This window comes from Nocardioides imazamoxiresistens, from assembly GCF_032378595.1.
Classification (GTDB): Bacteria; Actinomycetota; Actinomycetes; order Propionibacteriales; family Nocardioidaceae; genus Nocardioides; species Nocardioides imazamoxiresistens.
Genome location: NZ_JAVYII010000005.1, coordinates 1 through 23,904 on the forward strand (window position 1 = coordinate 1; position 23,904 = coordinate 23,904).

Sequence of the window (23,904 nt, forward strand, 5' to 3'; positions counted from 1 at the left end):
GCCGAGGTCGCCGACCAGCTCCTCGCCAAGATCGACGAGATCGCCGAGATCTTCTGGGAGACCAAGAAGGCCTGAGGCCTCCTGCTCCCGCAGCCACCACCCCGCGACCGCTCCGGCGGTCGCGGGGTGGTGTCGTTCCGGGGCCGCCGTCAGACCTCGCGCCAGCCCGAGCCGGCTTGGTCGTGACCGTGCGCGGCCATCAGCCCGAGGCCGCCGTCGACCGTGAGGGTGCTGCCGGTGACGTACGCCGACGAGGGCGAGGCCAGGAACGCCACCAGTGCCGCCACCTCGTTGACGTGGCCGGGACGACCGAGCGGGTTGCCCGGCCGGTCCTGGTGGTAGGCCTCCTGGGTCTCCATGCCGGTCATCTCGGTGGCGATCTCGCCGGGCGCGACCGAGTTGACCGTGATGCGGTGCTCCCCCAGCTCGAGGGCCAGCACCTTCGTCAGGGCCCCGAGACCGGCCTTCGCGGCGCAGTACGCCGCGGCACCGAGCCGCGGGAGGTACTCGTGCACGCTGGTCACGTTGACGATCCGGCCGCCCCGGCCCGCCGCGACGAGGTGCCGCGCCGCGTGCTGAGAGGTCAGGAACGGACCGTCGAGGTCCGTGGCCAGCACGTGCCGCCAGGTCTCGAGCGTCAGGTCCATGACGCGGCTGCTGTGCCCGGTGCCCGCGACGTTGACGAGCACCCCGAGACCGCCGAGCCGGTCGACCAGCCGGTCGACGACGTCACCGGCCTCCGGGTCCGAGGCGTCGAAGTCCTCCACGAAGGCACGCTGGCCGCGGCGCTCGACCTCCTCGACCGTGCGGGCGACCCCCTCGGCGTCCTCGTGGCGGGTCAGCCCGACGTCGTAGCCCTCGGTGGCCAGCAGCTGCGCGACGGCGCGACCGATGCCGGAGTCGGCGCCGGTGACGACGGCGAGGCGGGGATGGTGGTCGGACATGGTTCCTCCTGGGGTGGCGGACGCTGGTCGGGGACCGGGTACCCGCCGGGCTCCAGGACGACCGGTCCGCACCGGCACGGGCAGGTGACCGGTGTCGGACGTGGGCACGACCACGGGCTGTGCGCGGACCGGCGGGTACCGGCGCGCGTGCCCGACCGCCACAGCCTCGTCGCCCTGCCCGCGCGCCACCCCGTGATCGCGGTGGCCGGCAAGGCGGCGCTCGCCGCCGTCCTCGCCTGGCTCGTCGTCCAGCCGTGGGGCGTGGTGGCCGACCGCTACGACTACTACGCCCCCCTGGGCGCGGTCGTGTCGGTCTCGACGACCCTCGTGCAGTCGGTGCGCGCCACGACGCAGGCCGCCATCGCGATCGGGCTGGGCGCCGCGCTCGCCGTGGCGACCCACCTCTCCGACCTCCCCCAGGTCGTCGGTCTGGGCATCGTCGTGGCGGTCGGGTCGCTGGCCGCCGCGTGGCCGCGCCTGGGCACGATGGGCTCCTGGGTGCCCATCTCGGCGCTGTTCGTCCTGATGATCGGCGGCGAGCACCCCTCCCTGTACGTGCTCGGCTACCTCGGGCTGACCACGGTCGGCGCGGCCGTCGGTGCCCTCGTCAACGCCGCCCTCCCGCCGCTGCCGCTCACCTCGGCCATCACGGCGCAGCGCTCGCTGCGTTCCGCCCTGGCCGACCAGCTCGAGGGGCTGGCCGAGGGCATTCGCGCCGAGCCGTTGTCGGACCCGACCGACTGGGTGGAGCGGGCGCGCGGCATCGAGGAGGACACCCGGCGGATGCAGGCGCTGGTGGCCCGGGCGGGCGAGGCCCAGCGGGCCAACTGGCGCGCCCGGGGCTGGGCCGACACCTCGACCCGGGCGGCGGACCAGGGGCGCGCGCTCGGCACGCTGGCGTTCGCGGTCCAGGAGCTGACCCAGCTGCTGGCCGAGGCCGAGCACGCCGACCGCGCCGAGGTCGCGCTGGGCCCGGCGCTGCGCCCGGCGGCGGCCGACGCGATCTGCGCCGTCGCCGGCGTCCTGCAGTCCGTCGAGGACGGCGACGAGCCCGACCCCGACTCCCACACCGGGGCGCACGACGCGGTCGAGGACTTCGGCCGGGCCGTGCGCGAGCGCCAGCAGGAGGTCGAGGGTGACTACTTCGCCGCCGGCAGCCTCGTGGTCGCGATGCGGCGCGTGCTGGAGGGCCTGCAGCCCCGGACCTGACTCCCGGGACCAGCAGCCCTGCTCAGCCGCGCCGCCGCGGGATCGTGAGCACGCGGCGTACCCGGCGGCCCGCGACGGCGGCCCGCGCCGCGTTCGACCCGGGAGCGCCGTGCACCCCGCCGCCCGGGTGGGCGGAGGCGGAGCACAGGTACAACCCGCCGACCGGCGTGGTGGCCCGGCCGGTGCCGGGCACGGGCCGGAAGACCAGCTGCTGGTGCAGCTGGGCCGTCCCGCCGTTGAGGCCGCCGCCGACCAGGTTGGCGTTGCGGGCCTCCATCTCGCGGGGGCCGAGGACCCGGCGGGCCACGACCCGGTCGCCGAACCCGGGGGCGATCGCCTCCATCCGGGCCTGCACCCGGTCACCGAAGCGCTCCCGCTCCGAGTCGTCCCAGGTGCCGCGCAGACCGTCGTCGCCGCCGTCGCGACGCACCTGCTGGGGCACGTGCGTGTACGCCCACAGCGACTCGGTGCCCTGCGGGGAGCGCGACGGGTCGGTCGTCGTCATCTGACCGGCGAGCAGGAACGGCTCGGCCGGCACGGTCTGCGACGTGACCTGGTGCAGCGCCTGGGCCATCTGCTCGACCGAGTCTGCGACGTGCACGGTGCCCGTGGGGTGCGGCTGCTCCTCGGCCCACGGCACCGGGCCGTCGAGCGCCCAGTCGACCTTGACCGTGCCCGGGTCCATCTCGAAGTCCCGCATCGCCCGCATCGTGCGGGCCGGCAGGTGCTCCGGCGCGACCAGACCGCCGTAGAGGCGGGAGGCGACGACGTCGGCGAGCACCGCGTGGCGCGCCGCCACCCGCTCCCCGTCGCGCCCGACGCGCACGCCGACCGCGCGACCGTCGCGCACCTCGATGCCGGTGACCTCGGCGTCGCAGCGGATCTCGCCGCCGCGGGCCCGGACGCGGTGCGCGAGCGCCCGGGCCAGTTCGCCGGCCCCGCCCTCGGGCACCGGGAAGCCGACCGTCTGGCCCAGCATGGTCATGAGGATGCCCATCAGTCCCGAGCCGGGCGCGTTGAGCGGGATGTCGGCGTGCCCGGCATTGCCGGCCAGCAGGACGCGGGGCGCCTCGCCCCCGAAGCGCAGCCGACCGACGTCGGCGACGGGGGTGAGCAGGGTGCGCACGAGCTCGAGGCCCCCGGCGCGCGGCAGGCGGGCCGCGGCGCCGAGGCCGGTGCGTACCGGCGGGAACGGCGCGAGCAGTGCGCCCACGACCTGGTCGCCGATGACGTCCCAGGTCGCGCACAGCTCCAACCAGGCCTCGCCGTCGCCCGCGTGCTGGGCGTCCATCAGCGTGGCCGTGACCTCGCGGTCGCGGTGCAGCGTGGCCCAGCCGGTGCCCGGCAGGTAGTGGCCGAGCACCGCGGGGGCGTGGAGCCACCGCAGACCGTGCTCCTCGAGGCCGAACGAGCGCAGGGTCGGCGAGGCCGCCGCGAGGGGGTAGAACGCGCTGAAGGTGTCGTGCACGAAGTCGGGGTGCACCCCGCGGTCGCTGGCCACCGCGCCCCCGACGTCGGGCTGGGCCTCCAGGACCAGCACGGACCAGCCGGCGTCCAGCAGCAGGTTGGCCGCGACCAGGCCGTTGGGTCCGGCGCCGACGACGACGGCGTCGTGCCCGCCGCTCATCCCCGACCTCCCCGGACGAGGACCCGCAGGTTGCGCACGAGGTTGCGCGCCGCGGGGAGCGGCCCGGTCTCGGGACCCCGGGCCGACTCCTTTCGCTCCTGCGCCGCCAGCACGTTGCCGTCGGTCGGCGGCACGGGCCGCACCAGGTCGGTCGCGAGCACGCGGAACGCCGGGCCCACGACGCGGTCGTAGACGCCCGGCAGGGCCGAGTAGCCGAGCCGCAGGAGGTGGTTGACCGGGGTGAGCTGCGGTCGCTGGAGACGCCCGCCGAGCCGGTCGAGGACCTGGGCCGCCACGCGCTCCGCGCCGACCACGGGCGGCGGGGGCCGCCCCTCGACGCCGACGACCGTGGCCGCCTGGCGGTAGATCGGGGTGTCGACGCCGCCGGGGGCGACGTAGCCGATCCGGACGCCCGGAACGTCGCGGTTCTCGATGCGCAGCTGGCGCGCGAGGGCGCGCACGCCCCACTTGCTGACGACGTACGCCGTCATGGTCGGCGCGCCCGCGTGCCCCAGCACGGAGCCGACGAGCAGGAGCGAGCCCCCGCCCTGGCGACGCAGGACGGGCACCACGTGACGGGCCACCGACGCGCTGCCGAGCAGGTTGGTGCGCACCACGCCCTCGAAGACCGCGGCGGGCAGGTCCTCCACCCGTCCGTAGGCCGCGACGCCGGCCGCGTGCACCACCGCGTCGATGCGACCGTGCCGCTCCAGGACGGCCGCGACCAGCGCGGCCACCGCGCCGTCGTCGCCGACGTCGACGCGACGGTGCAGGACGGAGGCCGCGCCGGCGGCCCGGGCCTCCTCCGCGGCGGCCTCGAGCTCCGCTTCGCTGCGGGCGGCGAGCACCACGTGGTCGCCGCGGGCGCCGGCGGCCGTGGCCGTCGCGCGACCGATGCCGCTGGAGGCGCCGGTGACGAGGACGACCCTGCCGTCCTGCTGCCCGGCCCCGGTCACGTGCGGCCCTCCACGACGTACGCCAGTCGGCGCAGGGTCTCGCTGTTGCGCCAGCGCAGCGCGACGTCGCGCACCGGCCGGGGCACCAGCACGCCCGGCCCGGCCGCGGCGTCCTCGAGGATCGTCACGCTGGTGCCCGTGCCGTCGGGCGCCAGCTCGAAGGTCACCGTCGCCTCGCCCGCGGGCCAGCCGCGGGCCCGCAGGGTCAGGCGCTCCTCGGGGTCGGCCTCGAGCACCTCGGTGTGGTCGTCGATCAGCAGCGGCCAGGTGCCCACCGAGTGGTGGATGCGGGTGCCGACCTGCGGCCACCCGCGGTCGACGTCGCGGACGCGGGACGCGCCGACGACGAACAACGGGTAGAGCCAGCCGTCGGCCAGGACGTCCCAGACCCGGTCGGGCGCGGCGGCGATGGTGCGGCGGTTCTCGCTCATGCCCGACCTGTACCCGAGGCTCGGCCGGCCAGCACCACCAGGATCGCGCCCCCTCACGAGCGAGCCGGTCGGGATCGTGGGGCGGCGAGCGACTAGGGTCGCGACGAACCCCCGCTGCGAAAGGCTGGCCCATGACCGTTGCAGGTGCGACGACCGAGTTCCCGACCGGACGTCCGGACGTCGAGCTGCGCCTGCCCGCCGACGGGGCGTACGTCTCCGTCCTGCGCACGACGGCCGCCGGCCTGGCCGCCCGGCTGGACTTCACGATCGAGGACATCGAGGACCTGCGCATCGCCGTCGGCGAGGCCACGGCGCTGGTGCTCCCCGAGGCCGATCCCGAGTCCGACCTGCAGTGCGGGTTCCATCTCGGCGAACGGTCCCTGACGGTCGAGGTGCGCGTGCAGACCTCCAGCCCGGCCGTGCCCGACTACGAGAGCTTCGCCTGGCAGGTCCTGACCACCCTCGCGGCCTCGGCCGAGGAGATCGCCACCGCGGACAGCTTCAGCGTGCGGCTGACGCTCGTCTCCGGGGTCGACCTCTGAGATGACCCCCACGACACCCGACCCCGGACCGGCGGCGGACCCGGTGGACCTCGACGACCTGGACGCGGTCGCGCCGGACCTCGGCGACGAGACCGCGGCCCCGGCCCCCGACCCCGACGCCGAGCTGGACGACGCCGACGACACGGACGACACGGACGCCGGCACGGCATCCTCCGACGACGACCCGCCGCCGGCGGTGACGCGCCACCTCGACGCCCGGAGCATCGGCATCGAGCAGACGAGGATCCGCAGCGCGGAACTGTTCGGCGAGCTGCGCGACGACTTCTCCAGCGACGCCGTGCGCCAGGGCGCGCGGGACGGCCTGGTGCACCTGCACCTGCCGCTCGTGGAGCACTGCGCCCGACGGTTCCGCAACCGCGGCGAGCCGTTCGAGGACCTCGTCCAGGTCGGGACCATCGGTCTGCTGAAGTCGATCGACCGGTTCGACACCGAGCGCGGGGTCGAGTTCTCGACCTACGCGACCCCGACGATCATCGGCGAGATCAAGCGCCACTTCCGCGACAAGGGCTGGGCGATCCGCGTGCCGCGGCGTCTGCAGGAGCTGCGCATGCAGATCAGCTCGGCCACCGCCGAGCTGACGCAGAAGCTGGGCCGCTCCCCCACGGTCTCCGAGCTCGCGGCGAGCATCGGCTGCACCTCGGAGGAGATCGTCGAGGGCATCGAGTCCAGCAACGCCTACTCGACGCTGTCGCTCGACGCGACGGACAACAGCGACGACAGCACGCAGACGATGCTCGACACGATCGGCGTCGACGACGAGAACCTCGAGCACGTCGAGGTCCGCGAGTCCCTCAAGCCGCTGCTCGACCAGCTGCCCGCGCGCGAGAAGAAGATCCTGCTGCTGCGCTTCTTCAAGAACATGACGCAGTCGCAGATCGCCGCGGAGATCGGCGTCTCGCAGATGCACGTCTCGCGCCTGCTGGCGCGCACGCTCGAGCAGCTGCGGACCAACCTCCAGGCCGAGGACTGAGCTAGGCCCGGGCCCCGTCCTCCGGGTCCTCCTCGCCCGCCAGCAGGAAGCGGGTGCTCGGCCGCGCCAGGAGCGCGGCCAGCGTGAGGACCGCGAGGGCGGCGAGCGCCACGGCGTACGCCGTCAACGGCGCGGACCGCATGTTCCACGCGATGCCGAGGTGCAGCAGCTGCGCGAGCACCAGCGGCGACCGGGCCGAGAGCCGCCCCCGGTGCAGCAGCCGCGCCGCCCATCCGAGCCCGACCCCGTAGGCACCGAGGAACACCGCGACCGCCACGGCGGTGCCGGAGCCCTCGAACGCCCCGAACCCGAGCTCGCTGACGGCGAGACCGACGGCCACCAGCGCCTGGACGGCGACGGCGACGGTCGCGACCCGCAGGGTGGTGGGTACCGGCGGGTCGGACGGGGTCGACGCAGCAGGCTCGGGCGTCGGGGAAGCGCTCACGAGGACAAGGCTAGGTGACGTGGATGTAACACCTGTGACACACCAGACCCGGCAAAGGGGTTGTGCGGTCTTTAACAACTTGTCAGTCTTGGTGCATACGTGTTCGCGGGTCCCCGGCCCGGCGTCCACGACGGAATCTTCGAGCGGGTGCGTCCCGCTCGGTCACCCCCGAACGCAAAGGACCGTCCGATCATGGATTGGCGTCACCGCTCTGCCTGTCTCGACGAGGACCCGGAGCTCTTCTTCCCGATCGGCAACACCGGCCCGGCCATCCTCCAGATCGAGGAGGCCAAGCAGGTCTGCCGTCGCTGCGACGTGCGCGAGCAGTGTCTCGCCTGGGCCCTCGAGGCCGGTCAGGACCACGGTGTCTGGGGCGGTCTGGGCGAGGACGAGCGTCGCGCGCTGAAGCGCCGCAACGCCCGCGCGCGCGTCCGCACCGCCTGAGCGCTCCGTTCCCCCGCTGATCCTGCGCTGAACCACGGCGTGCCCGTCACTCGACGGGCACGTCCACGACGAACCGGCTGCCGGCCCCGCCCTCGCGCGGACCGTGCTCGAGCCGCCCGGACAGCTCGGACTCCACGAGCGTCCGCACGATCGTCAACCCCAGGCCGCTGCTGCCCGCGAGGTCGAACCCGTCCGGCAGCCCGCGTCCGTCGTCCGTGACGACGACCCGGAGCCGGCCGCCCTCCCGGTGGGCGACGACCTCGACCGCACCGGTGGCCTCGGCGTCGTCGAGCGCACCGAACCCGTGCTCCACGGCGTTCTGCAGCAGCTCGGTCACGACCATCGCCAGCGGTGTGGCCACCTCGGAGGGCAGGGCGCCGAACTCCCCGCTCGCACGCACCCGGATGCGGTGCCCGGCGGCGCTGACGTCGGTCACCATCCGCACCAGCCGGTCGACGATCTGGTCGAACTCGACGTGCTCCTCGACCGCCTGGCTGAGCGTCTCGTGCACCAGCGCGATGGAGCCCACGCGTCGCACGGCCTCCCCGAGCGCCGAGCGCGCGGCGGGCTCCTCGATGCGGCGGGCCTGCAGCCGCAGCAGCGCCGCGACGGTCTGCAGGTTGTTCTTCACGCGGTGGTGGATCTCGCGGATCGTGGCGTCCTTGGTCACCAGCTCCCGGTCGCGGCGGCGCAGGTCGGTGACGTCGCGCAGCAGGATGAGGGCGCCGACGTGCTCGCCGTAGGGCCGCAGCGGGATCGCTCGCACGATGATCGCGACGGCGTCCGTGGCGATCTCGGTGTCGCGGTGGGCGCGCCCGCCCAGCACGGCGCTGAGGGTCTCCTCGTCCGGTCGCCGACGCGGTGGCACGAGGCTGCGGGTCAGGTCGGCGAGATGGGCTCCCACGAGATCGCCGCGGTGGCCGAGGCGCCGGAAGACCGACAGGGCGTTCGGGCTGGCGTAGCGCACCGCGCCGTCGGTCTCGACCCGGACGAAGCCGTCCCCCACCCGGGGCGAGTCGGCGTCGGCGCTGCGCTGGCCCGGCACGGGGAACTGCCCGCCGGCGATCATGCGGCTCAGGTCGGCGGCGGTCTCGAGGTACGACAGCTCAAGACGGGAGGGCGTACGCACGCCCAGCAGGTTGGTGTTGCGGCCCACGATCGCGATGACGCGGCCGTTGCGCTGCACGGGGATGGTCTCGACCCGGACCGGGACGTCGTCGCGCCACTCCGGGTCGCCCTCGCGCAGGAGCGCGCGGTGGTGCAGCGCGCCGTCGAGCAGCGGTCGCGTCCCCACCTCGACGAAGTCGCCCACGACGTCGTCGACGAGGGCCGTGGGACCCGTCGTCGGGCGCATCTGCGCCACCGACCAGAAGCCCCGCCCGTCCCGGTCGGGCAGCCACATCACCAGGTCCGCGAAGGACAGGTCGGCGACGATCTGCCAGTCGGCCATGAGCAGCTGCAACCACGCGACGTCGTCCTCGTCGAGGTCGGTGTGCTCCCGCACCAGGTCGCTCATCCACGCCACACGCCCAGGGTAGGCGGGCCCGGACCGGACCGGTCCGTGGGTCCGGCGCGACCGCGTCCCGGTTTTCTGCCCGGCGCCGCACTGCTGGCAGGATGGCGCCCATGGTCGGGTCGTACTGGAAGCAGGTGATCGACTCGGGTCTCGGGGTTCCGACCGACCGTCCGCTCGGCGACCTGACGGCCGAGCTGACGGCGATGCTCGGCTCCGCCGACCCGAGCGAGCGCGACCACACCGCGTACCCGACGCTCGCCACCTGGATCGACCGCGGGGTCTACGACGACCTGCTCCCCGGCCTCGGCGACGGGATCGCGGCCGGCCTGCACGTCGGTCTCGGCGAGACGGGCACCGACAGCGTCTTCCGGCGCAGCTTCTCCGCCCTGCTGCTCAGCGAGTGCGTGACCCGCGACAACCGCAGGGCGCTGGTGCCCGGCGGCAAGATCCTCGACTGGGGCGACCGCCTGGTGTCCTGGTACCTGCGGGAGCGCGACGACCGCGGGTTCGTCGACGGCAAGGGCTGGGCCCACGCCGTCGCCCACGGCGCCGACGCGATCGGCGTCCTCGCCGACTCCCCGCACCTCGCGGGGCCGGAGCTGACCGTGCTCCTCGACGTGCTGGCCGACCGCGTGCTCGCGCCGGGCCGCCTCCTGACCTCCGGCGAGCCCGACCGGATCGCCGAGGCGACGCTGCGCGTGCTGCGGCGCAACGTCCTGCCCCTGTCCGTCATCGAGCCCTGGGTGCGGCGGGTGGCGGCGCGCGCCACGGCATACCCCTCGGAGCGGCAGGACCCCTACCTGGTCACCGGCAACCCCGAGGCCTTCCTGCGCTCGTTGCACCTGCACCTCGCGCTCGCGCCGGAGCCGCCGCAGATGCGGCCCGACCTCCTGCTGGTGCTCGTCGACGCGCTGCGCCAGACGAACCCCGGTCTGCGCACCGCTCGCCGCTGACGGTCCTCGCCGACCACCACGACACGGACCTCCACGCACCACTCCCGCTGCGGGTGACCCATGAGTAACCTGGGTCACATGACGGCTTCCGAGACCAGTCCCGCGTCCCCCGCCAGCGCCGAGAACGGCTCCGAGAACGGCTCCGAGATCTCCGGGCACGCCGGGCAGCTGGCCGTCGCGGCTGCCCGGGCCCACGGGGTCGAGACCATGTTCACGCTGTCGGGCGCGCACGTGTTCCCGATGTACGACGGCGCCGTCAAGGCCGACCCGCCGATGCGGCTGGTCGACGTCCGCCACGAGCAGACGGCGGCGTTCGCCGCGGAGGCGACCGGCAAGCTGACCCGGACCCCCGGTCTCGCCGTGCTGACCGCCGGGCCGGGCGTCACCAACGGCGTCAGCGCCATCGCCCAGGCGACCTTCGCCGGCTCGCCCATGGTCGTCGTGGGCGGCCGCGCCCCGGCGAACCGGTGGGGCACCGGCAGCCTGCAGGAGCTCGACCACCCGCCGATCGTCGCCCCGGTGGCGAAGGACGCCCGCACGCTGCCGCTGGCCTCCGACGTGCTCGGCGGCATGGACACGGCGTTCGCGACCGCCGGGTCCTCGCACCGCGGGCCCGTGTTCGTGGACGTCCCGATGGACGAGTTCTTCAACTCGGCGAGCGGGCCCGCCCCGAGCGGCGCCCGCAGCGCTCCGGTCGAGCCCGACGGCGACGCGCTCGCCGCGATCGCGCGGCTGCTGGCGGAGGCCCGCCGCCCCGTCCTGGTGCTCGGCACCGACGTGTGGGCCGACCGCGCGGAGGTCGCCGCCCTGCGCCTGGTCGAGGAGGCCGGGATCCCCGCGATCACGAACGGGATGGGCCGCGGCGTCGTGCCCGGCGGTCACCCCCTGCTGGTCACCAAGGCGCGCAGCGCGGCGTTCGGCGGCGCCGACCTCGTCGTCGTGGTCGGCACGCCGCTCGACTTCCGCCTCGGCTACGGCCTCTTCGGCGGCAAGGACGGCGCGACGCCGGCCCGGGTCGTGCACGTCGCCGACTCCCCCGGCCAGCTCTCGGGCCACGCCGACCTCGCGGCCTCGGCCGCCGGCGACCTCACCCTGGCCCTTGACGGCATCCTCGCAGCGCTCGTGGCCCAGCCGAGCAAGCCCGACTACTCCGCCTGGGTCGGCGACCTGCAGGCGCAGGTCGGTGCCGCCGTCGAGCGCGACTCCCAGCTGCTGCGGGCCGAGGCCGACCCGATCCACCCGGCGCGGATCTACGGCGAGCTGGTTACGCGGCTGGAGGACGACGCGGTCGTCATCGGCGACGGCGGCGACTTCGTCTCGTTCGCGGGCAAGTACGTCGAGCCGAAGCGTCCCGGCGGCTGGCTGGACCCGGGCCCGTACGGCTGCCTGGGCGCGGGCCTGGGCGCCGCGATCGCGGCGCGGATCGCACGGCCGTCCTCGCAGGTGGTGCTGCTCCTCGGCGACGGTGCCGCCGGGTTCTCCCTGCTCGACGTCGACACGCTGGTGCGCCACAACCTGCCGGTCGTGATGGTGATGGGCAACAACTCCGCCTGGGGCCTGGAGAAGGGCCCGATGCAGATGCTCTACGGCTACGACGTCGCCGCCGACCTGGCGCCGCGCACGGCGTACGACTCCGTGGTCACGGCGCTCGGCGGCGCCGGCGAGACCGTCACGGACCCGCGCCGGATCGGCGAGGCCATCGACCGCGCGTTCGCGTCGGGGGTGCCGTACCTGGTCAACGTCATCACCGACGTGGAGGCCGCCTACCCCCGCAACACCTTCGGCATCTGAGGCCGCGCGTGGTGCTGGTGAGGCCCCTGCGGGCGGAGGACGCCGGGGAGGTCGCGGCCGTCGGGGAGCTGACGGTGCGGGCGTACGCCCCGTTCCTGCTGGGCCGGGAGGACCCGTACGCCGACCGGTTGCGCGACGTCGCGACCCGGGCGCGGGAGGCCGAGGTGTGGGTCGCGGAGCTGGACGGCGTCGCCGTCGGCTCGGTCACCTGGTGCCCCGACGGCTCCCCGTGGCGCGAGGTCGGGCGCGACGACGAGGGCGAGTTCCGGATGCTCGCCGTCGACCCGGCGCACCAGGGCCGCGGTGTCGCGCGCGCCCTGGTCGCGCAGTGCCTCGACCTCGCACGCGCCGAGGGGCGCGGCGGGGTCGCGCTCTGCTCGCTGCCGGAGCAGACGGGGGCGCACGCGCTCTACGCGGGCGTGGGCTTCGAGCGCGACCCCGAGCGTGACTGGTCGCCCGTCCCGGGCGTGGCCCTGCGAGCGTTCGCGCTGCGGTTCTGAGGAGGCGGGCTCCGCTCAGAGCCGGCGCAGGAACCGCTCCGCGTCGACGACGACGCGGGTGACCTCGCCCGTGGCGAGCACCTTGCCGAGCTGGTCGGCAGGGCCGTTCTCGCCCTCCGCCGCGGCGAGCACCTCGCGGACGGCGACGGTGAAGCGGACGAGTCGGCCGTCGACGTAGGACTGGGCGGCGTGGACCTCGACCTCGGCGCCCACGGGGCTGGCGGCGCGGTGCTCGAGCTCGACGCGCGTGCCGACGCTGGAGGCGCCCTGGGCCATGCCGGGGGCGAGCGCCGCCACCGTCGCGGCCTCGCACCAGGCGAGCAGCCGCGGGGTGCCGAGCACGGGCAGGCTCCCGGAGCCGACCGCCTCCGCGGTGTCGTCGTCGGTGACGGTGAAGCGCAGCCGCGCCTCGACCTCGGTGGACCCGGCGCCGGTGGAGGGACTCATGGGCCCATCCTGACGGTCCCGGAAAACCCCCGGGAAGCAACGCACCCCCGGGCCGTCAGGCTCCGGGGGTGGCGACGGTGTGCGTCGCGGCGCTCAGGCGTTGGGGCGCTTGCCGTGGTTCGCGCCCTTCTTCTTGCGAGCGCGGCGCTTGCGGCCGGTCTTGCCCATGATGGGTCCTCCTCGACATCCTCGGCCCGAGGTCGGTCTCCCAGGGCCAGCGGGCATCTTCTCAGATGAGGCGGTCGGCGGCGAATCCGGCCCGACCGCCGCTCGTCACTCCGTGATGCGGACGCGGACCTCGCGGATCTGCACCAGCACCCGGCTGCGCAGCGACTCCGGCGCCGATTCCTTGCACGAGCGCGCGACGACCGCCTTGACGGTGCGCTCGAGGTCGTACTTGCGCAGGCACGGCCCGCACTCGTCGAGGTGGGCCTGCACGATGGAGCAGTCCGTCTCGTCGAGCTCGTTGTCGATCAGGTAGATGATCCGCTCGAGGTAGTCCGCGCAGCTCTCCGCCTCGTGTTCGTGGTCGTGCTCGGCGCTCACCGCGCTCCCCCCTTCTCGAGGGCGGCACCGACCGTGTCGGCGGCGACGAGGTCGTGGACCCGGACGTAGTCGGCCAGCATGTCGCGCAGCTGGCGCCGGCCGCGGTGCAGGCGCGACATCACGGTCCCGATCGGCGTGTCCATGATCTCGGCGATCTCCTTGTAGGGGAACCCCTCGACGTCGGCCAGGTAGACGGCGAGCCGGAACTCCTCCGGCAGCCGCTGCAGGGCGTCCTTGACCTCGCTGTCGGGCAGGTGCTCGAGCGCCTCGTGCTCGGCCGACTTCAGGCCGGACGAGGTGTGCGACTCGGCGCGCGCCAGCTGCCAGTCCTCGACGTCCTCCGCCATCGACTGCTGCGGCTCGCGCTGCTTCTTGCGGTAGGAGTTGATGAACGTGTTCGTGAGGATGCGGTACAGCCACGCCTTCAGGTTGGTGCCCGGGCGGAACTGGTGGAACGCGGAGTACGCCTTCGCGAAGGTCTCCTGCACGAGGTCCTCGGCGTCCGCGGGGTTGCGGGTCATCCGCAGCGCCGCCGAGTACAGCTGGTCCAGGAACGGCAGGGCGTCGCGCTCGAAGCGCTCTCCCCGCTCCTCGTCGGTCTCGGTCGCCGGGTCGACGGTCTGCACGTCGTCCGGGCTGCCCGCTGCGGTCTCGTCAGTCATCGCGCCCGAGACTACTCCGCGACGCCTGACCCCGGCGATCGTCACGGGTCCCGTCACGGTCGCGCTCCCGCTCGTCACGGGGCGCTCCTCGCACACCAGCATCGGCTCCTCCTCCTGCCGCTCTCACCTCGTGTCGGCGGCACGGACCAGAACGACGGAGCCCGGGCGGCTATTCCACGGTCGCGCCCGGGCCACCGACCTCGCGCACGATCCACTCGAGCACGGCCTCGACGACGAGCGCGCGCACGTCCTCGACCGTGATCCCGGCGCTGCGGCGCACCTTCAGACCGTGGTCGGCGTCGGGCACCACCACCAGGTCGACGCCGGCCGGCAGCTCACCGCCGTAGGCGGTCGCCAGCTCGTCCGGCCCGCCGAACGCGTCGCGCTCGCCCTGCACCACGAGCGTGGGCACCCCGGCGTCGACGAGCGCGTCGAGCTCCGCCCGCCGCGACTTCTCGGGACGCCCGGGCGGGTGCAGCGGGAAGGCGATGAGGACCGCGCCCGCCGCCCCGAGCCGGCCGGCGCAGCGTGCCGCCGAGCGTGCACCGGCGGAACGGCCGCCCAGCACCAGCGGCGCCGCGAGGTCGTCGGCCGGCAGCGCGCGGACCGCCGCCTCGAGCGCAACGTCCAGGGTGGGCGGCGCCGTGGCCACCTTGCGGCCGGCGACCCGCCAGGGCTGCTCGAGGCGCACGACCCCGACGTCCTGGGCGGGCAGGGCGTCGGCGAGACCGGCGAGGTCGTGCATCTCGACCCCGTTCCCCGCGCCGTGGCCCAGGAGCAGCGTCGCGAGCGGCCGCCCGAGCGCCGGGTTGCGGTGCAGCCGCGCCTCGCCGTGGGCCGTGGCCACCGGGCGTACCTCCACCGCGGGGACGTCGAGCGAGCTGCTCATCCCTCCTCCAGCGGCAGCGGGTCCACCAGGTGGGCGCCGTCGTTGCGGACGTTGGAGACCGCGGTGGAGACCGGGTACGCCGTCAGCCGCCCGGGCACCGCGGGCTCCAGGAGGTCCAGCAGCTCGTGGCCCGACGCGGTCGGGTCGAGCCAGTCGTCACGGACCCCGGGGCCGACCATCAGCGGCATCCGGTCGTGGATCCGTCCCAGGTCGTCGGTCGCCTCCGTCGTGATGACGGTGCAGGTCCAGCGGAACCGGTCCGGGTCGTCGTCGCCGCGGTCGGGGTCGCGCCAGATCTCGTAGAGCCCGGCCATCGCGAGGGTGCCGCCGTCGTCGGGCCGGATGAAGTAGGGCTGCTTGACCGGCTTGCCCTTCGCGTCGGTCTGCTCGGTGACGTACCACTCGTAGTAGCCGTCCGCCGGCAGCAGGCAGCGGCGCGCGGCGAACGCACGGCGGAAGGACGGCTTCTCCGCGACCGTCTCCATCCGCGCGTTGATCAGCCGCGAGCCGATCTTCGCGTCCTTCGACCACGACGGGACCAGTCCCCAGCGCAACGCGCGCAGCTGGCGACGCGGCCCGTCGATGCCCTCCTCGGGCTTCGCGGGGCGCTCGAGCACCGCGTACACCGCGTCGGTCGGCGCGACGTTCCAGCTCGGCGCGAGGGGCTCGGCCAGCACGGTCTCGGCGACGCCGAACTCGTCCACGAGGTCGTCGGGCTCCCGGCTGGAGGCGTAGCGGCCGCACATGCCCGCCAGGGTAGTCCCGCGCCGCCGTGCGGACCCCTGGGTGGGCGTGGCGCGATCGTGTAGGAAGGGGCCATGACCGTGACGCGACTCATCGCCCGTCCCCTGCTGGCCACCATGTTCGCCGTCGGCGGAGTGAACGCGCTGCGCAACGCGGAGGCCATCGCCCCGCGCGCCGCCAAGGTGACCGACAAGCTCGTCCCCAAGGCGCAGAAGGCCGGCGCCCCCGTGCCGAGCGACGCCCTGACGCTGGTGCGCCTCAACGCGGCCGTGCACCTGGTCGCCGCAGCCGGCCTCGCGACCGGCAAGGCCCCCCGCGCCTCGGCCGCCGTCCTCGCCGCGACCCTCGTGCCGACCACGCTGGCCGGCCACCCCTTCTGGGAGGAGACGGACCCGGCGGCGAAGGGCAACCAGCAGGTCCACTTCTTCAAGAACGTCTCGCTGCTCGGCGGCCTGCTCCTCGCCGCGGTCGACACCGACGGCAAGCCCGGTCTCGCCTGGCGCGCCCGCCGGGCCGCCAAGGACGCCCAGCGCGAGGCCCGCACCCTGGCGAAGAGCGCCAAGCGCGAGGCCAAGCTGGCCAAGGCGCAGCTGACCTGAGGCCGGCGTCGCCGGGGCCGCTGCGGCGCCCCGGCGGCGCGCGTCCCGCTGCCGGTAGCCTGCCGCCCGTGACGACCGACGACCTCTGGCCCGCGCCGCACGTCTCCGAGCGGCTCGACGTGACCGTCGACCTGCCGGGCAGCAAGTCGTTGACGAACCGGTCGCTGGTCCTGGCGGCCGTCGCCGACGGGCCGTCGGTGGTGCGCCGTGCGCTGCGCTCGCGCGACACGCTCCTCATGGCGGCGGCACTCACGGCCCTGGGTTCCGAGGTGGACGCCAGCGGGCCCGACTGGACCGTGCGGCCCGGCGTTCTCGACCGCGACGCGGCCGTCGACTGCGGCCTGGCGGGGACCGTCATGCGGTTCGTCCCGCCGATCGCCGGTCTCTCCACCGGGGTCGTCTCCTTCGACGGCGACCCGCACATGCGCCAGCGCCCCATCGGCGAGATCCTCACCGCCCTGCGCGGCCTCGGCGTCGACGTGCGCGACGACGGGCGCGGCGCGCTGCCCTTCGCGATCGCTGGAACCGGCACCGTGCGCGGCGGACGGGTGCAGATCGACGCGTCGGCGTCGTCGCAGTTCGTCTCCGCGCTGCTGCTGGCGGGTGCCACCTACGAGCAGGGCGTCGACGTGGTGCACGAGGGCAAGCCGGTGCCGTCCCTGCCCCACATCGAGATGACGGTCGCCGCCCTGCGGCGCCACGGGGTCGAGGTCGACGACTCCGACGCGAACCGGTGGCAGGTGGCACCGGGCGTCGTGCGGGCCGTCGACGACCTCATCGAGCCGGACCTCTCCAACGCGGGGCCCTTCCTCGCGCTGGCCGCCGCGACCGGCTCGAGCGTCACGGTGCGCGACTGGCCCGCCGCGACGACCCAGGCCGGGGACGCGCTGCGCGAGATCCTGGCGGCGTTCGGCTGCACGATCGAGCGCACCACCGACGGCCTCCGCGTCCAGGGGCCCGACCGCCTCGCCGGGGTCGACGTGGACCTGCACGACGTCGGCGAGCTGACGCCGGTCGTCGCGGCGCTCGCGGCCCTGGCCGACGGCCCGTCGGTCCTGCGCGGCGTCGCGCACATCCGCCACCACGAGACGGACCGCCTGCGGGCGCTGGCCACCGAGCTCGGCGGTCTCGGCGCCGACGTGACCGAGACCGACGACGGCCTCGCACTGCGTCCGGCCACGCTGCGCGGCGGCGTGTTCCACACCTACGCCGACCACCGGATGGCGCACGCGGCCGTCGTCGTGGGCGCGGCCGTCCCGGGCGTTCTCGTCGAGGACGTCGCCACGACGGCCAAGACCTTCCCGGACTTCGCCGGCGCCTGGAGCGCCGTGACGACCCCGAGCGGCCGGGGCTGAGCCGGGTGGCCCGCGGGTACGACGAGAACGACCACGAGCACTACGAGCGCCCGCGGCGTCGCACCCGCCCCCGCACCAAGGACCGGCCCGCCTTCGAGGACGCCGAGCCCGGCCGCGTCGTCCGCGTCGACCGCGGACGGTTCACCGTCCTCCTCGACGACCGCCCCCACACCGGCCCCGAGGCCCGCCCCGTCACCGCGATGAAGGCCCGCCCGCTGGGCCGCAAGGCCGTCGTGGTCGGCGACCGCGTCCGGCTCGTCGGCGACACGTCGGGCGCCGACGGAGCCCTGGCCCGCATCGTCCTGGTCGACGAGCGCAGCACCGTGCTGCGGCGCACCGCCGACGACGACGACCCCTACGAGCGCGTGATCGTCGCCAACGCCGAGCAGCTGGTCGTCGTCACGGCCATCGCCGACCCCGAGCCGCGGCCGGGCCTCATCGACCGCGCGCTGGTCGCGGCGTACGACGCCGGCATGGCCCCGCTGCTCGTGCTCACCAAGGCGGACCTGGCCTCCCCCGACGACCTCCTCTCGACGTACCGGTCCCTCGGGGTGCCGTGGGTGGTCACCCGTCGCGGGGCGGACCTGGACGAGGTACGCACGCGGCTCGCGGGCCGCACGAGCGTGCTGGTCGGGCACAGCGGCGTCGGCAAGTCCACCCTCGTCAACGCGCTGGTGCCGGGCGCCGACCGGGAGGTCGGACGCGTCAACGACGTCACCGGTCGCGGCCGGCACACCTCGACGTCGGCGCACATGCTCGCCCTCCCCGACGGCCCCGCGGGCCGGGACGGCTGGATCGTCGACACCCCCGGCATCCGGTCGTTCGGGCTCGCCCACGTGCGTCCCGAGCACCTCATCGAGGCGTTCCCCGACCTCGACGAGATGACGGAGGAGTGCCCGCGCGGCTGCACGCACGGCAGCGGCGAGCCGGAGTGCGGGCTGGACGAGGCGGTCGGCCGCGGCGAGGCCGACCCCGACCGGGTCTCCTCCTTCCGCCGTGTGCTGGCCGCGCGCGAGAACAGCGACGTCTGAGCGGCGGAACCTGGCCCAGGATTCCTGCGCATGGAATCATCGGCCCATGACGTCGTCCCCGGAGCTCCCGGACATCCCCGACACCCCGAGCGGCGCGCCGCCCCACGGCCTGCGCTGGGGCGTCAAGGCGTCGTTCGTCGAGTACGTGCGCCGCAGCCCCGGCGGCAAGGGGTCCGTGTCGGACGGAGCGGTGCCGGTCGGCGCCACCGAGGTGCTGTACGCGCTGGCCCCCACGCCGCCGGAGGCCCCCGCCCCGGGCAGCGCCCGCGCCTGGGCCTTCCTCGGCGACGTCCGCTTCGCCGGGCACGGCGGGATGATGTTCGTGCGCCTGGCCGCACCCTGGGTCGAGGTGGGACCGACGGGGGCCCTGCTCAGCATCGAGGACCCCCACGGCGCCGAGGGCGCACCGCGCGTACCGCTCGCGGAGCTGACCCTGCGCGAGCAGGTCAGCGCCGAGGCCCGCGCCGACGGCGTCGAGCTGTGGACCTCGGACGACGTGCGACTGACCGCGCAGGGGGCGGCGCTGTTCAACGACGTCTACGCCCCGGGCGAGACCATGGACCCGCTCAGCGTCGTGGTGCCGATCGGCAGCGGCGCCGTCGGTGGCCTAGCCTGAGCGCCATGGCACTCGCTGACGGAGCCGACCACACCGACGACCTCCGCCTCGCCCACCTGCTCGCCGACGACGCCGACTCGATCAGCCTCGACCGCTTCAGGGCGGCCGACCTGCACGTCGTGAGCAAGCCCGACATGACCCCGGTGACCGACGCCGACCGGGCCGTCGAGTCGGCCGTGCGCGCCAAGCTCGGACGGATCCGCTCCCGCGACGCGATCCTCGGCGAGGAGGAGGGCGCGACGGCCGGCACCGCCGGGAGCGGTCGCCGCTGGATCATCGACCCGATCGACGGCACCAAGAACTTCGTGCGCGGCGTGCCGGTGTGGGCCACCCTCATCGGCCTCGAGGTCGATGGCGTGATCGTGGCGGGCGTGGTCTCGGCGCCGGCCCTGCAGCGTCGTTGGTGGGCGGCGGCGGGCCACGGCGCGTGGACCGGCAAGTCGCTGCTCAAGGCCACCCGCTGCGCGGTCTCGGACGTGCGCGACCTCGGCGACGCGTCGATGTCCTACTCCTCGCTCGGCGGCTGGGAGGAGCGGGGGCGTCTCGACGACTTCCTCGCGCTGTCGCGCCGGGTCTGGCGCACGCGGGCGTACGGGGACTTCTGGTCCTACATGCTGCTCGCCGAAGGCGCCGTGGACCTCGCCGCCGAGCCCGAGCTCGAGACCTACGACATGGCCGCGCTCGACGTGATCGTGCGGGAGGCCGGAGGCACGTTCACCAGCCTCGACGGCACCGAGGGTCCGTGGGGCGGCAACGCGATCGCGAGCAACACCCACCTGCACGAGCCGGCCCTGGGCTTCCTCGGCAGCTCGAGCGGCGACGACCCGGACGACCCGCCGTTCGCGGGCGGCTCGGTGACGCGCCTGCGCTCCGTCTGAGCCCCTCGCCCTTCCCGTGTGACCCCGGTCACACCTAGAGTCGTCGCTCCGACCCCTCAGGCGCGGACGTACGGAGGCGACCATGCGGATCCAGGACGTGATGCAGGCGGGCGACGCGGTCGTGACGCTGACCCCGGACGCGACCGTGGGCGAGCTGCTCGCCCTGCTGGCCCGCCACCGGATCGGTGCGGTCGTCGTGCGCACCGACGCCACGCCGGTCGCCGGGGTGGTGAGCGAGCGCGACGTGGTCCGGCGGCTGGCGGAGACGGCCGACCCGGCCGGACTGCTCGAGCTGACCGTGGGCGAGGTGATGACCACGACCGTGCAGACCTGCTCCCCCGACGACACGACGGCCGACCTCATGGGCGTGATGACCCGCCACCGGGTGCGCCACGTGCCCGTCGTCGCCGGTGACGCCCTGGCCGGGATCGTCAGCATCGGCGACGTGGTCAAGGCGCGCATCGACGAGCTGGCCTTCGAGCGCGACCAGCTGGACGCGTACGTCAGCGGCGGCTGAGCCCCCGAGCCGCCCGGCCCGACGCACCCGGCCCCTCGCTAGGCTTCGGCGCATGGACAAGCCCGAGATCGACTTCTTCGACCCCGAACCCCCGACCGACCTCGTGGTCACCGACGTGACCGTCGGCGACGGCGACGAGGCCAAGGCCGGCGACACCGTGTCGGTGCACTACGTCGGCGTCGCGCACTCGAGCGGCGAGGAGTTCGACGCCTCCTACAACCGCGGCACCCCCCTGCAGTTCCGCCTCGGCGCGGGCCAGGTCATCGCCGGCTGGGACAACGGCGTGCAGGGCATGAAGGTCGGCGGCCGCCGCCAGCTCGTGATCCCGCCGCACCTGGGCTACGGCGACCGTGGCGCCGGCGGCGTCATCAAGCCGGGCGAGACACTGATCTTCGTGGTGGACCTGCTCAAGGTCTCCTGACCCCGGTTCCGCACCGCACCACCGCGCGACGGCCTGTCCTCACCAGGGCAGGCCGTCGTCGTACCCCTCCTCGTCGACCACCCGGGCGCTCGCGCCCCCGAGGGTCACCACGTCGCCGCGCTGCAGCTGCCGACCGCGGCGCGTCTCGACCTCGCCGTTGACCTGCACGGCGCCGTCGGCGATCACCGGCTTGGCCTGGGCTCCGGACTCCACCAGGCTGGCGAGCTTGAGGAACTGGCCGAGGCGGATGACCTCGTCGCGGATCGGGACGTCGAAGGGCTCGCTCACGCGGGACATCCTCCCACCGCCGCTCAGCCGATCAGCACCGAGATGGTGTGGATCAGGACGCCGACGAGACCGCCGACCACGGTGCCGTTGATCCGGATGAACTGCAGGTCGCGGCCCACGTGCAGCTCGATCTTGCGGGCGGCCTCCTTGCCGTCCCAGCGCTCGATGGTCGAGGTGATCACGCCGGTGAGCTCCTCGCCGTAGCGACCGACGGCGAACACGACGCCCTTCGCCACCGCACCGTCGATGCGGGCGCGCAGCTCGGCGTCGGTGCCGAGCCGGCGGCCGAACGCGACCAGCTCGTGCTCGAGGCGTACGCGCAGGAGGCTGGCGGGGTCCTCGAGCCCGGCGACGAGGGCCCGCTGGAAGGCCTTCCACAGCGAGACGCCGGTCGCCACCACCTGCGGGTGGTCCAGCACGCGCAGCTTGAGCCGCTCCGCGCGCTCCGCGGTGGCGCGGTCGTGGGCGAGGTCGTGGGCGAGCTGGTGCAGCATCGAGTCGAAGGCCTGGCGGGCGCGGTGCTCGGGGTCGGCCTGGATGTCCTCGACCCAGCGGATGGCCTCCTGGTGGATGCGCTGGGTGACGGCGTCGTTGAGCCTGGGCGGTGACCACCAGGGGGCGCGCTCGACGAGCACCTCGGTGAAGGTCTCCTCGTTGGCCCGCAGCCAGCGCAGCAGCTCGGCCAGGGTCAGGTCGACCAGACCGTGGTGCAGGTCGTCCTCGACCATCTCGGTCAGCAGGGCCGAGGCGAGCGGAGCGATCGGCTCCTCGCGGAAGCGCGGCAGCAGCACCGTCTCGGCGACCTCGGCCACGTGCTCGTCGCGCACCTTGCCGAGCGCGATCACGGCCACGTCCGAGACCTCCTCGACCACGCGGCGGGCGTGGGCGGGATCGGCGAGCCACTCGCCCACCCGGCGGCTCGGCTCCACGGCGCCGACGCGCTCGCGCAGCACCGGCTCGGCGAGGAAGTTCTCCCGCACGAACTCCTGCAGCCCCCGGCCGAGGTCGTCCTTGCGGCGCGGGATCAGCGCCGTGTGCGGCACCGGCAGTCCCAGCGGGTGGCGGAAGAGGGCGGTGACGGCGAACCAGTCGGCCATCGCGCCCACCATCGACGCCTCGGCGCCGGCGTTGACGAACCCCCAGAAGCCGTCCTGCCCGTGGGTGGCGACGTAGACGACCGCCGCGGCGACGAGCAGGCCCGTGGCCACCGCGCGCATGCGGTTGAGGTCGCGCCGCCGCACGAGGTCGGCCTCGGCGGACCCGGGGGCGATGAAGGTGTCCGCGCTCACCGGAGGGCTCCTGTTCCTCGGGCGCACGGCGCACCCGTCGTCGGCCAGCCTAGGAGGTGGGCCGGCGCCGGGTGCGCCGTCGCGTGCGCGTCGGGCGCGGGGGGGTCGGCCCGGACGGCTCAGACGTCGTCGGGGTCGATCGTGTGCATCGCGGCCTCCTCGGCGCTGGCCCCGGCGCCGTCGATGCCCTCGTCGGTGGCGTACGCGCCGCTGTCGACGTCCGTGCCCGTGCCCTCGTCGGGCGCGAGCAGGCGGCCGGTGCGCTCCCCGCCGACCTCACCGCCGACGGGCCCGTCGACGACGTCGGCGTCGAGCTCCTCCTGCAGGCCGTCCCAGACCTCGGGCTCCTCCTGCCGCTCGCGCTCGTCGATCGTCTCGCCCTCCAGCTCCCCGGCCGGCGTGACGTCCTTGAGGTTCGAGCCGCGCAGGCGCTCCGGCGGGGAGAAGCCCTCGTCGAGGACGTCGTCGACGCCGCGGTCGTCCAGGGTGTCCGATGGCTGCAGCTGGTCTTCGCTCATGGACGGAACCGTAGGTCGCGGGTTCAAGACGCGGCCTGCCACAGCAGCGCACCGCCACCGAGCGCCGCCGCACCGGTGACGACCAGGAAGACGGCGACCCAGAACCCGCCGGGCAGCGGGGTGAGGCGGGCCAGCATGTCGGCGTCCGAGTGCGGGGCGCGGCCCGCCCGGCGCTGCGCCTGGAGCTCGAGCACCGGCCGCGGCGCGGCGAGCAGCAGGAACGCGGTCGCCGCGGTGGCGACGGCCACCTGCAGCGGCGCCGGCGCCCACCAGGACACGGCGAACACGCCGCTCCCGGCGACGAGCACGGCCCAGAGACCGAAGAAGTTGCGGATCTGCAGCAGCAGGAGGGCGAGCAGCGCGAGGGCCACCCACAGCGCACCGACGGCGTACCCGCGGGAGACCATGAAGGCCGCGACCAGACCGAGGACGCTGGGTGCGACGTACCCCGCCAACGCCGTGACGACCATCCCCGGCCCGGTCGGGCGGCCCCGCGAGACGGTCAGGCCCGAGGTGTCGCGGTGCAGCCGGATGCCCGAGAGCCGCCGGCCCGCGAGGAGCGCGGCGACGCCGTGGCCGCCCTCGTGGGCGATGGTGACGAGGTGACGGGTACGCCGCCACGCCGGGCGCCACAGCACCAGCACGGCCGCCAGCGCGACGGCCGCGAGCGCGGCCCGCTCGTCGAGCGGGGGCTGGGGCGTGACGCTGTCGCCGAGGACGCGGTCGAGGAAGTCCTGCACCCGACCAGCATCGCC

At 74.8% G+C, this 23,904-nt stretch carries 30 protein-coding genes; 14 read left to right on the forward strand and 16 right to left on the reverse strand.

From position 1 onward, the window contains the following. Nucleotides 1-149 precede the first annotated feature (149 nt). Nucleotides 150-944: an SDR family oxidoreductase gene (locus tag RDV89_RS11505; protein ID WP_315733196.1), complete on the reverse strand. Its 795-nt coding sequence runs from the start codon at nucleotides 942-944 to the stop codon at nucleotides 150-152. A gap of 147 nt (nucleotides 945-1,091) precedes the next feature. Between RDV89_RS11505 and RDV89_RS11510 the strand changes: the two genes are divergently transcribed. Then, nucleotides 1,092-2,153 (forward strand): aromatic acid exporter family protein, encoded by a 1,062-nt coding sequence (locus RDV89_RS11510; protein WP_315733197.1) that lies wholly within the window; start codon nucleotides 1,092-1,094, stop codon nucleotides 2,151-2,153. A 22-nt stretch (nucleotides 2,154-2,175) separates the two neighbouring features. Here RDV89_RS11510 and RDV89_RS11515 read toward each other — a convergent pair whose 3' ends face one another. From RDV89_RS11515 to RDV89_RS11525, 3 genes are read right to left on the reverse strand one after another with little or no spacing between them, the layout of a single operon-like run. Beyond that, nucleotides 2,176-3,780, reverse strand: coding sequence for a phytoene desaturase family protein (locus tag RDV89_RS11515; RefSeq protein ID WP_315733198.1), 1,605 nt, complete (start codon nucleotides 3,778-3,780; stop codon nucleotides 2,176-2,178). Beyond that, nucleotides 3,777-4,736, reverse strand: a complete 960-nt coding sequence (locus RDV89_RS11520) for an SDR family NAD(P)-dependent oxidoreductase (RefSeq protein WP_315733199.1) — start codon at nucleotides 4,734-4,736, stop codon at nucleotides 3,777-3,779. The genes RDV89_RS11515 and RDV89_RS11520 overlap by 4 nt, the downstream gene beginning before the upstream one ends. Then, entirely contained in the window at nucleotides 4,733-5,167 is a 435-nt protein-coding gene (locus RDV89_RS11525) for an SRPBCC family protein (protein WP_315733200.1), read from the reverse strand. Before RDV89_RS11525 ends, RDV89_RS11520 begins: the two co-directional genes overlap by 4 nt. 131 nt (nucleotides 5,168-5,298) lie before the next feature. Here RDV89_RS11525 and RDV89_RS11530 point away from each other — a divergent pair, with 131 nt between their 5' ends. Together RDV89_RS11530 and RDV89_RS11535 are read left to right on the forward strand one after the other, a co-directional pair. After that, nucleotides 5,299-5,709, forward strand: coding sequence for an ATP-binding protein (locus RDV89_RS11530; protein WP_315733201.1), 411 nt, complete (start codon nucleotides 5,299-5,301; stop codon nucleotides 5,707-5,709). Nucleotide 5,710: 1 nt separating this feature from the next. Further along, nucleotides 5,711-6,700, forward strand: a complete 990-nt coding sequence (locus RDV89_RS11535) for an RNA polymerase sigma factor SigF (RefSeq protein ID WP_315733202.1) — start codon at nucleotides 5,711-5,713, stop codon at nucleotides 6,698-6,700. A 1-nt stretch (nucleotide 6,701) separates the two neighbouring features. On the opposite strand, the gene RDV89_RS11540 is transcribed toward RDV89_RS11535, so the two are convergent. Next, the gene (locus tag RDV89_RS11540) at nucleotides 6,702-7,145 is read right to left on the reverse strand and encodes a hypothetical protein (protein ID WP_315733203.1); all 444 of its coding nucleotides are present in this window, start codon (nucleotides 7,143-7,145) and stop codon (nucleotides 6,702-6,704) included. Between the two features lie 192 nt (nucleotides 7,146-7,337). Between RDV89_RS11540 and RDV89_RS11545 the strand changes: the two genes are divergently transcribed. Then, nucleotides 7,338-7,589 carry a WhiB family transcriptional regulator gene (locus RDV89_RS11545; protein WP_110208737.1) on the forward strand — a complete coding sequence of 84 codons (252 nt, stop codon included), beginning with the start codon at nucleotides 7,338-7,340 and terminating at the stop codon, nucleotides 7,587-7,589. Nucleotides 7,590-7,635: 46 nt separating this feature from the next. On the opposite strand, the gene RDV89_RS11550 is transcribed toward RDV89_RS11545, so the two are convergent. Continuing rightward, nucleotides 7,636-9,105, reverse strand: coding sequence for a sensor histidine kinase (locus RDV89_RS11550; protein WP_315733623.1), 1,470 nt, complete (start codon nucleotides 9,103-9,105; stop codon nucleotides 7,636-7,638). 110 nt (nucleotides 9,106-9,215) lie between these two features. On the opposite strand from RDV89_RS11550, the gene RDV89_RS11555 reads away from it, so the two are divergent. The 3 genes from RDV89_RS11555 to RDV89_RS11565 all read left to right on the forward strand — a co-directional run bounded on the left by RDV89_RS11555 (nucleotide 9,216) and on the right by RDV89_RS11565 (nucleotide 12,349). Next, nucleotides 9,216-10,058 (forward strand): DUF2785 domain-containing protein, encoded by an 843-nt coding sequence (locus tag RDV89_RS11555; protein WP_315733204.1) that lies wholly within the window; start codon nucleotides 9,216-9,218, stop codon nucleotides 10,056-10,058. Nucleotides 10,059-10,136: 78 nt separating this feature from the next. Then, nucleotides 10,137-11,849, forward strand: coding sequence for an acetolactate synthase (locus RDV89_RS11560; RefSeq protein WP_315733205.1), 1,713 nt, complete (start codon nucleotides 10,137-10,139; stop codon nucleotides 11,847-11,849). A gap of 11 nt (nucleotides 11,850-11,860) precedes the next feature. Continuing rightward, nucleotides 11,861-12,349, forward strand: a complete 489-nt coding sequence (locus RDV89_RS11565) for a GNAT family N-acetyltransferase (protein WP_315733206.1) — start codon at nucleotides 11,861-11,863, stop codon at nucleotides 12,347-12,349. A 15-nt stretch (nucleotides 12,350-12,364) separates the two neighbouring features. Here RDV89_RS11565 and RDV89_RS11570 read toward each other — a convergent pair whose 3' ends face one another. The 6 genes from RDV89_RS11570 to RDV89_RS11590 all read right to left on the reverse strand — a co-directional run bounded on the left by RDV89_RS11570 (nucleotide 12,365) and on the right by RDV89_RS11590 (nucleotide 15,639). Beyond that, complete coding sequence (locus RDV89_RS11570) at nucleotides 12,365-12,796, reverse strand: thioesterase family protein (protein WP_315733207.1); 432 nt, start codon at nucleotides 12,794-12,796, stop codon at nucleotides 12,365-12,367. A 93-nt stretch (nucleotides 12,797-12,889) separates the two neighbouring features. Continuing rightward, nucleotides 12,890-12,964 (reverse strand): 50S ribosomal protein bL37, encoded by a 75-nt coding sequence (locus RDV89_RS20245; protein WP_369759046.1) that lies wholly within the window; start codon nucleotides 12,962-12,964, stop codon nucleotides 12,890-12,892. 105 nt (nucleotides 12,965-13,069) lie between these two features. Then, the gene (rsrA, locus tag RDV89_RS11575; RefSeq protein WP_315733208.1) at nucleotides 13,070-13,342 is read right to left on the reverse strand and encodes a mycothiol system anti-sigma-R factor; all 273 of its coding nucleotides are present in this window, start codon (nucleotides 13,340-13,342) and stop codon (nucleotides 13,070-13,072) included. Next, nucleotides 13,339-14,004, reverse strand: coding sequence for a sigma-70 family RNA polymerase sigma factor (locus RDV89_RS11580; protein WP_315733209.1), 666 nt, complete (start codon nucleotides 14,002-14,004; stop codon nucleotides 13,339-13,341). The genes rsrA and RDV89_RS11580 overlap by 4 nt, the downstream gene beginning before the upstream one ends. Nucleotides 14,005-14,173: 169 nt before the next feature. Then, a complete protein-coding gene (locus RDV89_RS11585; RefSeq protein ID WP_315733210.1) occupies nucleotides 14,174-14,893 on the reverse strand; it encodes an alpha/beta hydrolase family protein in 720 nt (239 codons plus the stop codon). Then, entirely contained in the window at nucleotides 14,890-15,639 is a 750-nt protein-coding gene (locus RDV89_RS11590) for an SOS response-associated peptidase (protein ID WP_315733211.1), read from the reverse strand. Before RDV89_RS11590 ends, RDV89_RS11585 begins: the two co-directional genes overlap by 4 nt. Nucleotides 15,640-15,711: 72 nt before the next feature. Between RDV89_RS11590 and RDV89_RS11595 the strand changes: the two genes are divergently transcribed. From RDV89_RS11595 to RDV89_RS11625, 7 genes are all read left to right on the forward strand, one after another. Beyond that, on the forward strand, nucleotides 15,712-16,236 hold the full coding sequence (locus RDV89_RS11595) for a DoxX family membrane protein (protein ID WP_315733212.1): 525 nt from the start codon (nucleotides 15,712-15,714) through the stop codon (nucleotides 16,234-16,236). A gap of 68 nt (nucleotides 16,237-16,304) precedes the next feature. Next, a complete protein-coding gene (aroA, locus tag RDV89_RS11600; protein ID WP_315733213.1) occupies nucleotides 16,305-17,591 on the forward strand; it encodes a 3-phosphoshikimate 1-carboxyvinyltransferase in 1,287 nt (428 codons plus the stop codon). Further along, on the forward strand, nucleotides 17,588-18,622 hold the full coding sequence (rsgA, locus tag RDV89_RS11605; protein ID WP_315733624.1) for a ribosome small subunit-dependent GTPase A: 1,035 nt from the start codon (nucleotides 17,588-17,590) through the stop codon (nucleotides 18,620-18,622). Before aroA ends, rsgA begins: the two co-directional genes overlap by 4 nt. A 46-nt stretch (nucleotides 18,623-18,668) precedes the next feature. Further along, complete coding sequence (locus RDV89_RS11610) at nucleotides 18,669-19,238, forward strand: HtaA domain-containing protein (protein WP_315733214.1); 570 nt, start codon at nucleotides 18,669-18,671, stop codon at nucleotides 19,236-19,238. A gap of 5 nt (nucleotides 19,239-19,243) precedes the next feature. Further along, complete coding sequence (locus tag RDV89_RS11615) at nucleotides 19,244-20,116, forward strand: inositol monophosphatase family protein (RefSeq protein ID WP_315733215.1); 873 nt, start codon at nucleotides 19,244-19,246, stop codon at nucleotides 20,114-20,116. Nucleotides 20,117-20,198: 82 nt separating this feature from the next. Further along, nucleotides 20,199-20,633, forward strand: a complete 435-nt coding sequence (locus tag RDV89_RS11620; RefSeq protein WP_315733216.1) for a CBS domain-containing protein — start codon at nucleotides 20,199-20,201, stop codon at nucleotides 20,631-20,633. Nucleotides 20,634-20,685: 52 nt separating this feature from the next. Beyond that, nucleotides 20,686-21,054 carry an FKBP-type peptidyl-prolyl cis-trans isomerase gene (locus RDV89_RS11625; RefSeq protein WP_315733217.1) on the forward strand — a complete coding sequence of 123 codons (369 nt, stop codon included), beginning with the start codon at nucleotides 20,686-20,688 and terminating at the stop codon, nucleotides 21,052-21,054. Nucleotides 21,055-21,093: 39 nt separating this feature from the next. Here the strand turns inward: RDV89_RS11625 and RDV89_RS11630 are convergent, their stop codons facing one another. The 4 genes from RDV89_RS11630 to RDV89_RS11645 all read right to left on the reverse strand — a co-directional run bounded on the left by RDV89_RS11630 (nucleotide 21,094) and on the right by RDV89_RS11645 (nucleotide 23,889). Next, entirely contained in the window at nucleotides 21,094-21,342 is a 249-nt protein-coding gene (locus RDV89_RS11630; protein ID WP_315733218.1) for an RNA-binding S4 domain-containing protein, read from the reverse strand. A gap of 23 nt (nucleotides 21,343-21,365) precedes the next feature. Then, nucleotides 21,366-22,631 carry a DUF445 domain-containing protein gene (locus tag RDV89_RS11635; protein ID WP_315733219.1) on the reverse strand — a complete coding sequence of 422 codons (1,266 nt, stop codon included), beginning with the start codon at nucleotides 22,629-22,631 and terminating at the stop codon, nucleotides 21,366-21,368. Nucleotides 22,632-22,750: 119 nt separating this feature from the next. Further along, entirely contained in the window at nucleotides 22,751-23,149 is a 399-nt protein-coding gene (locus RDV89_RS11640) for a DUF5709 domain-containing protein (RefSeq protein WP_315733220.1), read from the reverse strand. A 23-nt stretch (nucleotides 23,150-23,172) separates the two neighbouring features. Continuing rightward, nucleotides 23,173-23,889 (reverse strand): M50 family metallopeptidase, encoded by a 717-nt coding sequence (locus RDV89_RS11645; protein ID WP_315733221.1) that lies wholly within the window; start codon nucleotides 23,887-23,889, stop codon nucleotides 23,173-23,175. Nucleotides 23,890-23,904: the final 15 nt, after the last annotated feature.

Excerpts from the sequence above, each read along its gene's own strand:
- RDV89_RS11590 (WP_315733211.1), bottom strand. The coding sequence starts at position 15,639 with ATGTGCGGCCGCTACGCCTCCAGCCGGGAGCCCGACGACCTCGTGGAC.
- RDV89_RS11530 (WP_315733201.1), top strand. The coding sequence starts at position 5,299 with ATGACCGTTGCAGGTGCGACGACCGAGTTCCCGACCGGACGTCCGGAC.
- RDV89_RS11615 (WP_315733215.1), top strand. The coding sequence starts at position 19,244 with ATGGCACTCGCTGACGGAGCCGACCACACCGACGACCTCCGCCTCGCC.
- RDV89_RS11595 (WP_315733212.1), top strand. The coding sequence starts at position 15,712 with ATGACCGTGACGCGACTCATCGCCCGTCCCCTGCTGGCCACCATGTTC.
- RDV89_RS11610 (WP_315733214.1), top strand. The coding sequence starts at position 18,669 with ATGACGTCGTCCCCGGAGCTCCCGGACATCCCCGACACCCCGAGCGGC.
- RDV89_RS11535 (WP_315733202.1), top strand. The coding sequence starts at position 5,711 with ATGACCCCCACGACACCCGACCCCGGACCGGCGGCGGACCCGGTGGAC.
- RDV89_RS11585 (WP_315733210.1), bottom strand. The coding sequence starts at position 14,893 with ATGAGCAGCTCGCTCGACGTCCCCGCGGTGGAGGTACGCCCGGTGGCC.
- RDV89_RS11505 (WP_315733196.1), bottom strand. The coding sequence starts at position 944 with ATGTCCGACCACCATCCCCGCCTCGCCGTCGTCACCGGCGCCGACTCC.
- RDV89_RS11550 (WP_315733623.1), bottom strand. The coding sequence starts at position 9,105 with ATGAGCGACCTGGTGCGGGAGCACACCGACCTCGACGAGGACGACGTC.
- RDV89_RS11640 (WP_315733220.1), bottom strand. The coding sequence starts at position 23,149 with ATGAGCGAAGACCAGCTGCAGCCATCGGACACCCTGGACGACCGCGGC.
- RDV89_RS11560 (WP_315733205.1), top strand. The coding sequence starts at position 10,137 with ATGACGGCTTCCGAGACCAGTCCCGCGTCCCCCGCCAGCGCCGAGAAC.
- RDV89_RS11525 (WP_315733200.1), bottom strand. The coding sequence starts at position 5,167 with ATGAGCGAGAACCGCCGCACCATCGCCGCCGCGCCCGACCGGGTCTGG.
- RDV89_RS11570 (WP_315733207.1), bottom strand. The coding sequence starts at position 12,796 with ATGAGTCCCTCCACCGGCGCCGGGTCCACCGAGGTCGAGGCGCGGCTG.
- RDV89_RS11625 (WP_315733217.1), top strand. The coding sequence starts at position 20,686 with ATGGACAAGCCCGAGATCGACTTCTTCGACCCCGAACCCCCGACCGAC.
- RDV89_RS11515 (WP_315733198.1), bottom strand. The coding sequence starts at position 3,780 with ATGAGCGGCGGGCACGACGCCGTCGTCGTCGGCGCCGGACCCAACGGC.
- RDV89_RS11545 (WP_110208737.1), top strand. The coding sequence starts at position 7,338 with ATGGATTGGCGTCACCGCTCTGCCTGTCTCGACGAGGACCCGGAGCTC.
- RDV89_RS11620 (WP_315733216.1), top strand. The coding sequence starts at position 20,199 with ATGCGGATCCAGGACGTGATGCAGGCGGGCGACGCGGTCGTGACGCTG.
- RDV89_RS11580 (WP_315733209.1), bottom strand. The coding sequence starts at position 14,004 with ATGACTGACGAGACCGCAGCGGGCAGCCCGGACGACGTGCAGACCGTC.
- RDV89_RS11555 (WP_315733204.1), top strand. The coding sequence starts at position 9,216 with ATGGTCGGGTCGTACTGGAAGCAGGTGATCGACTCGGGTCTCGGGGTT.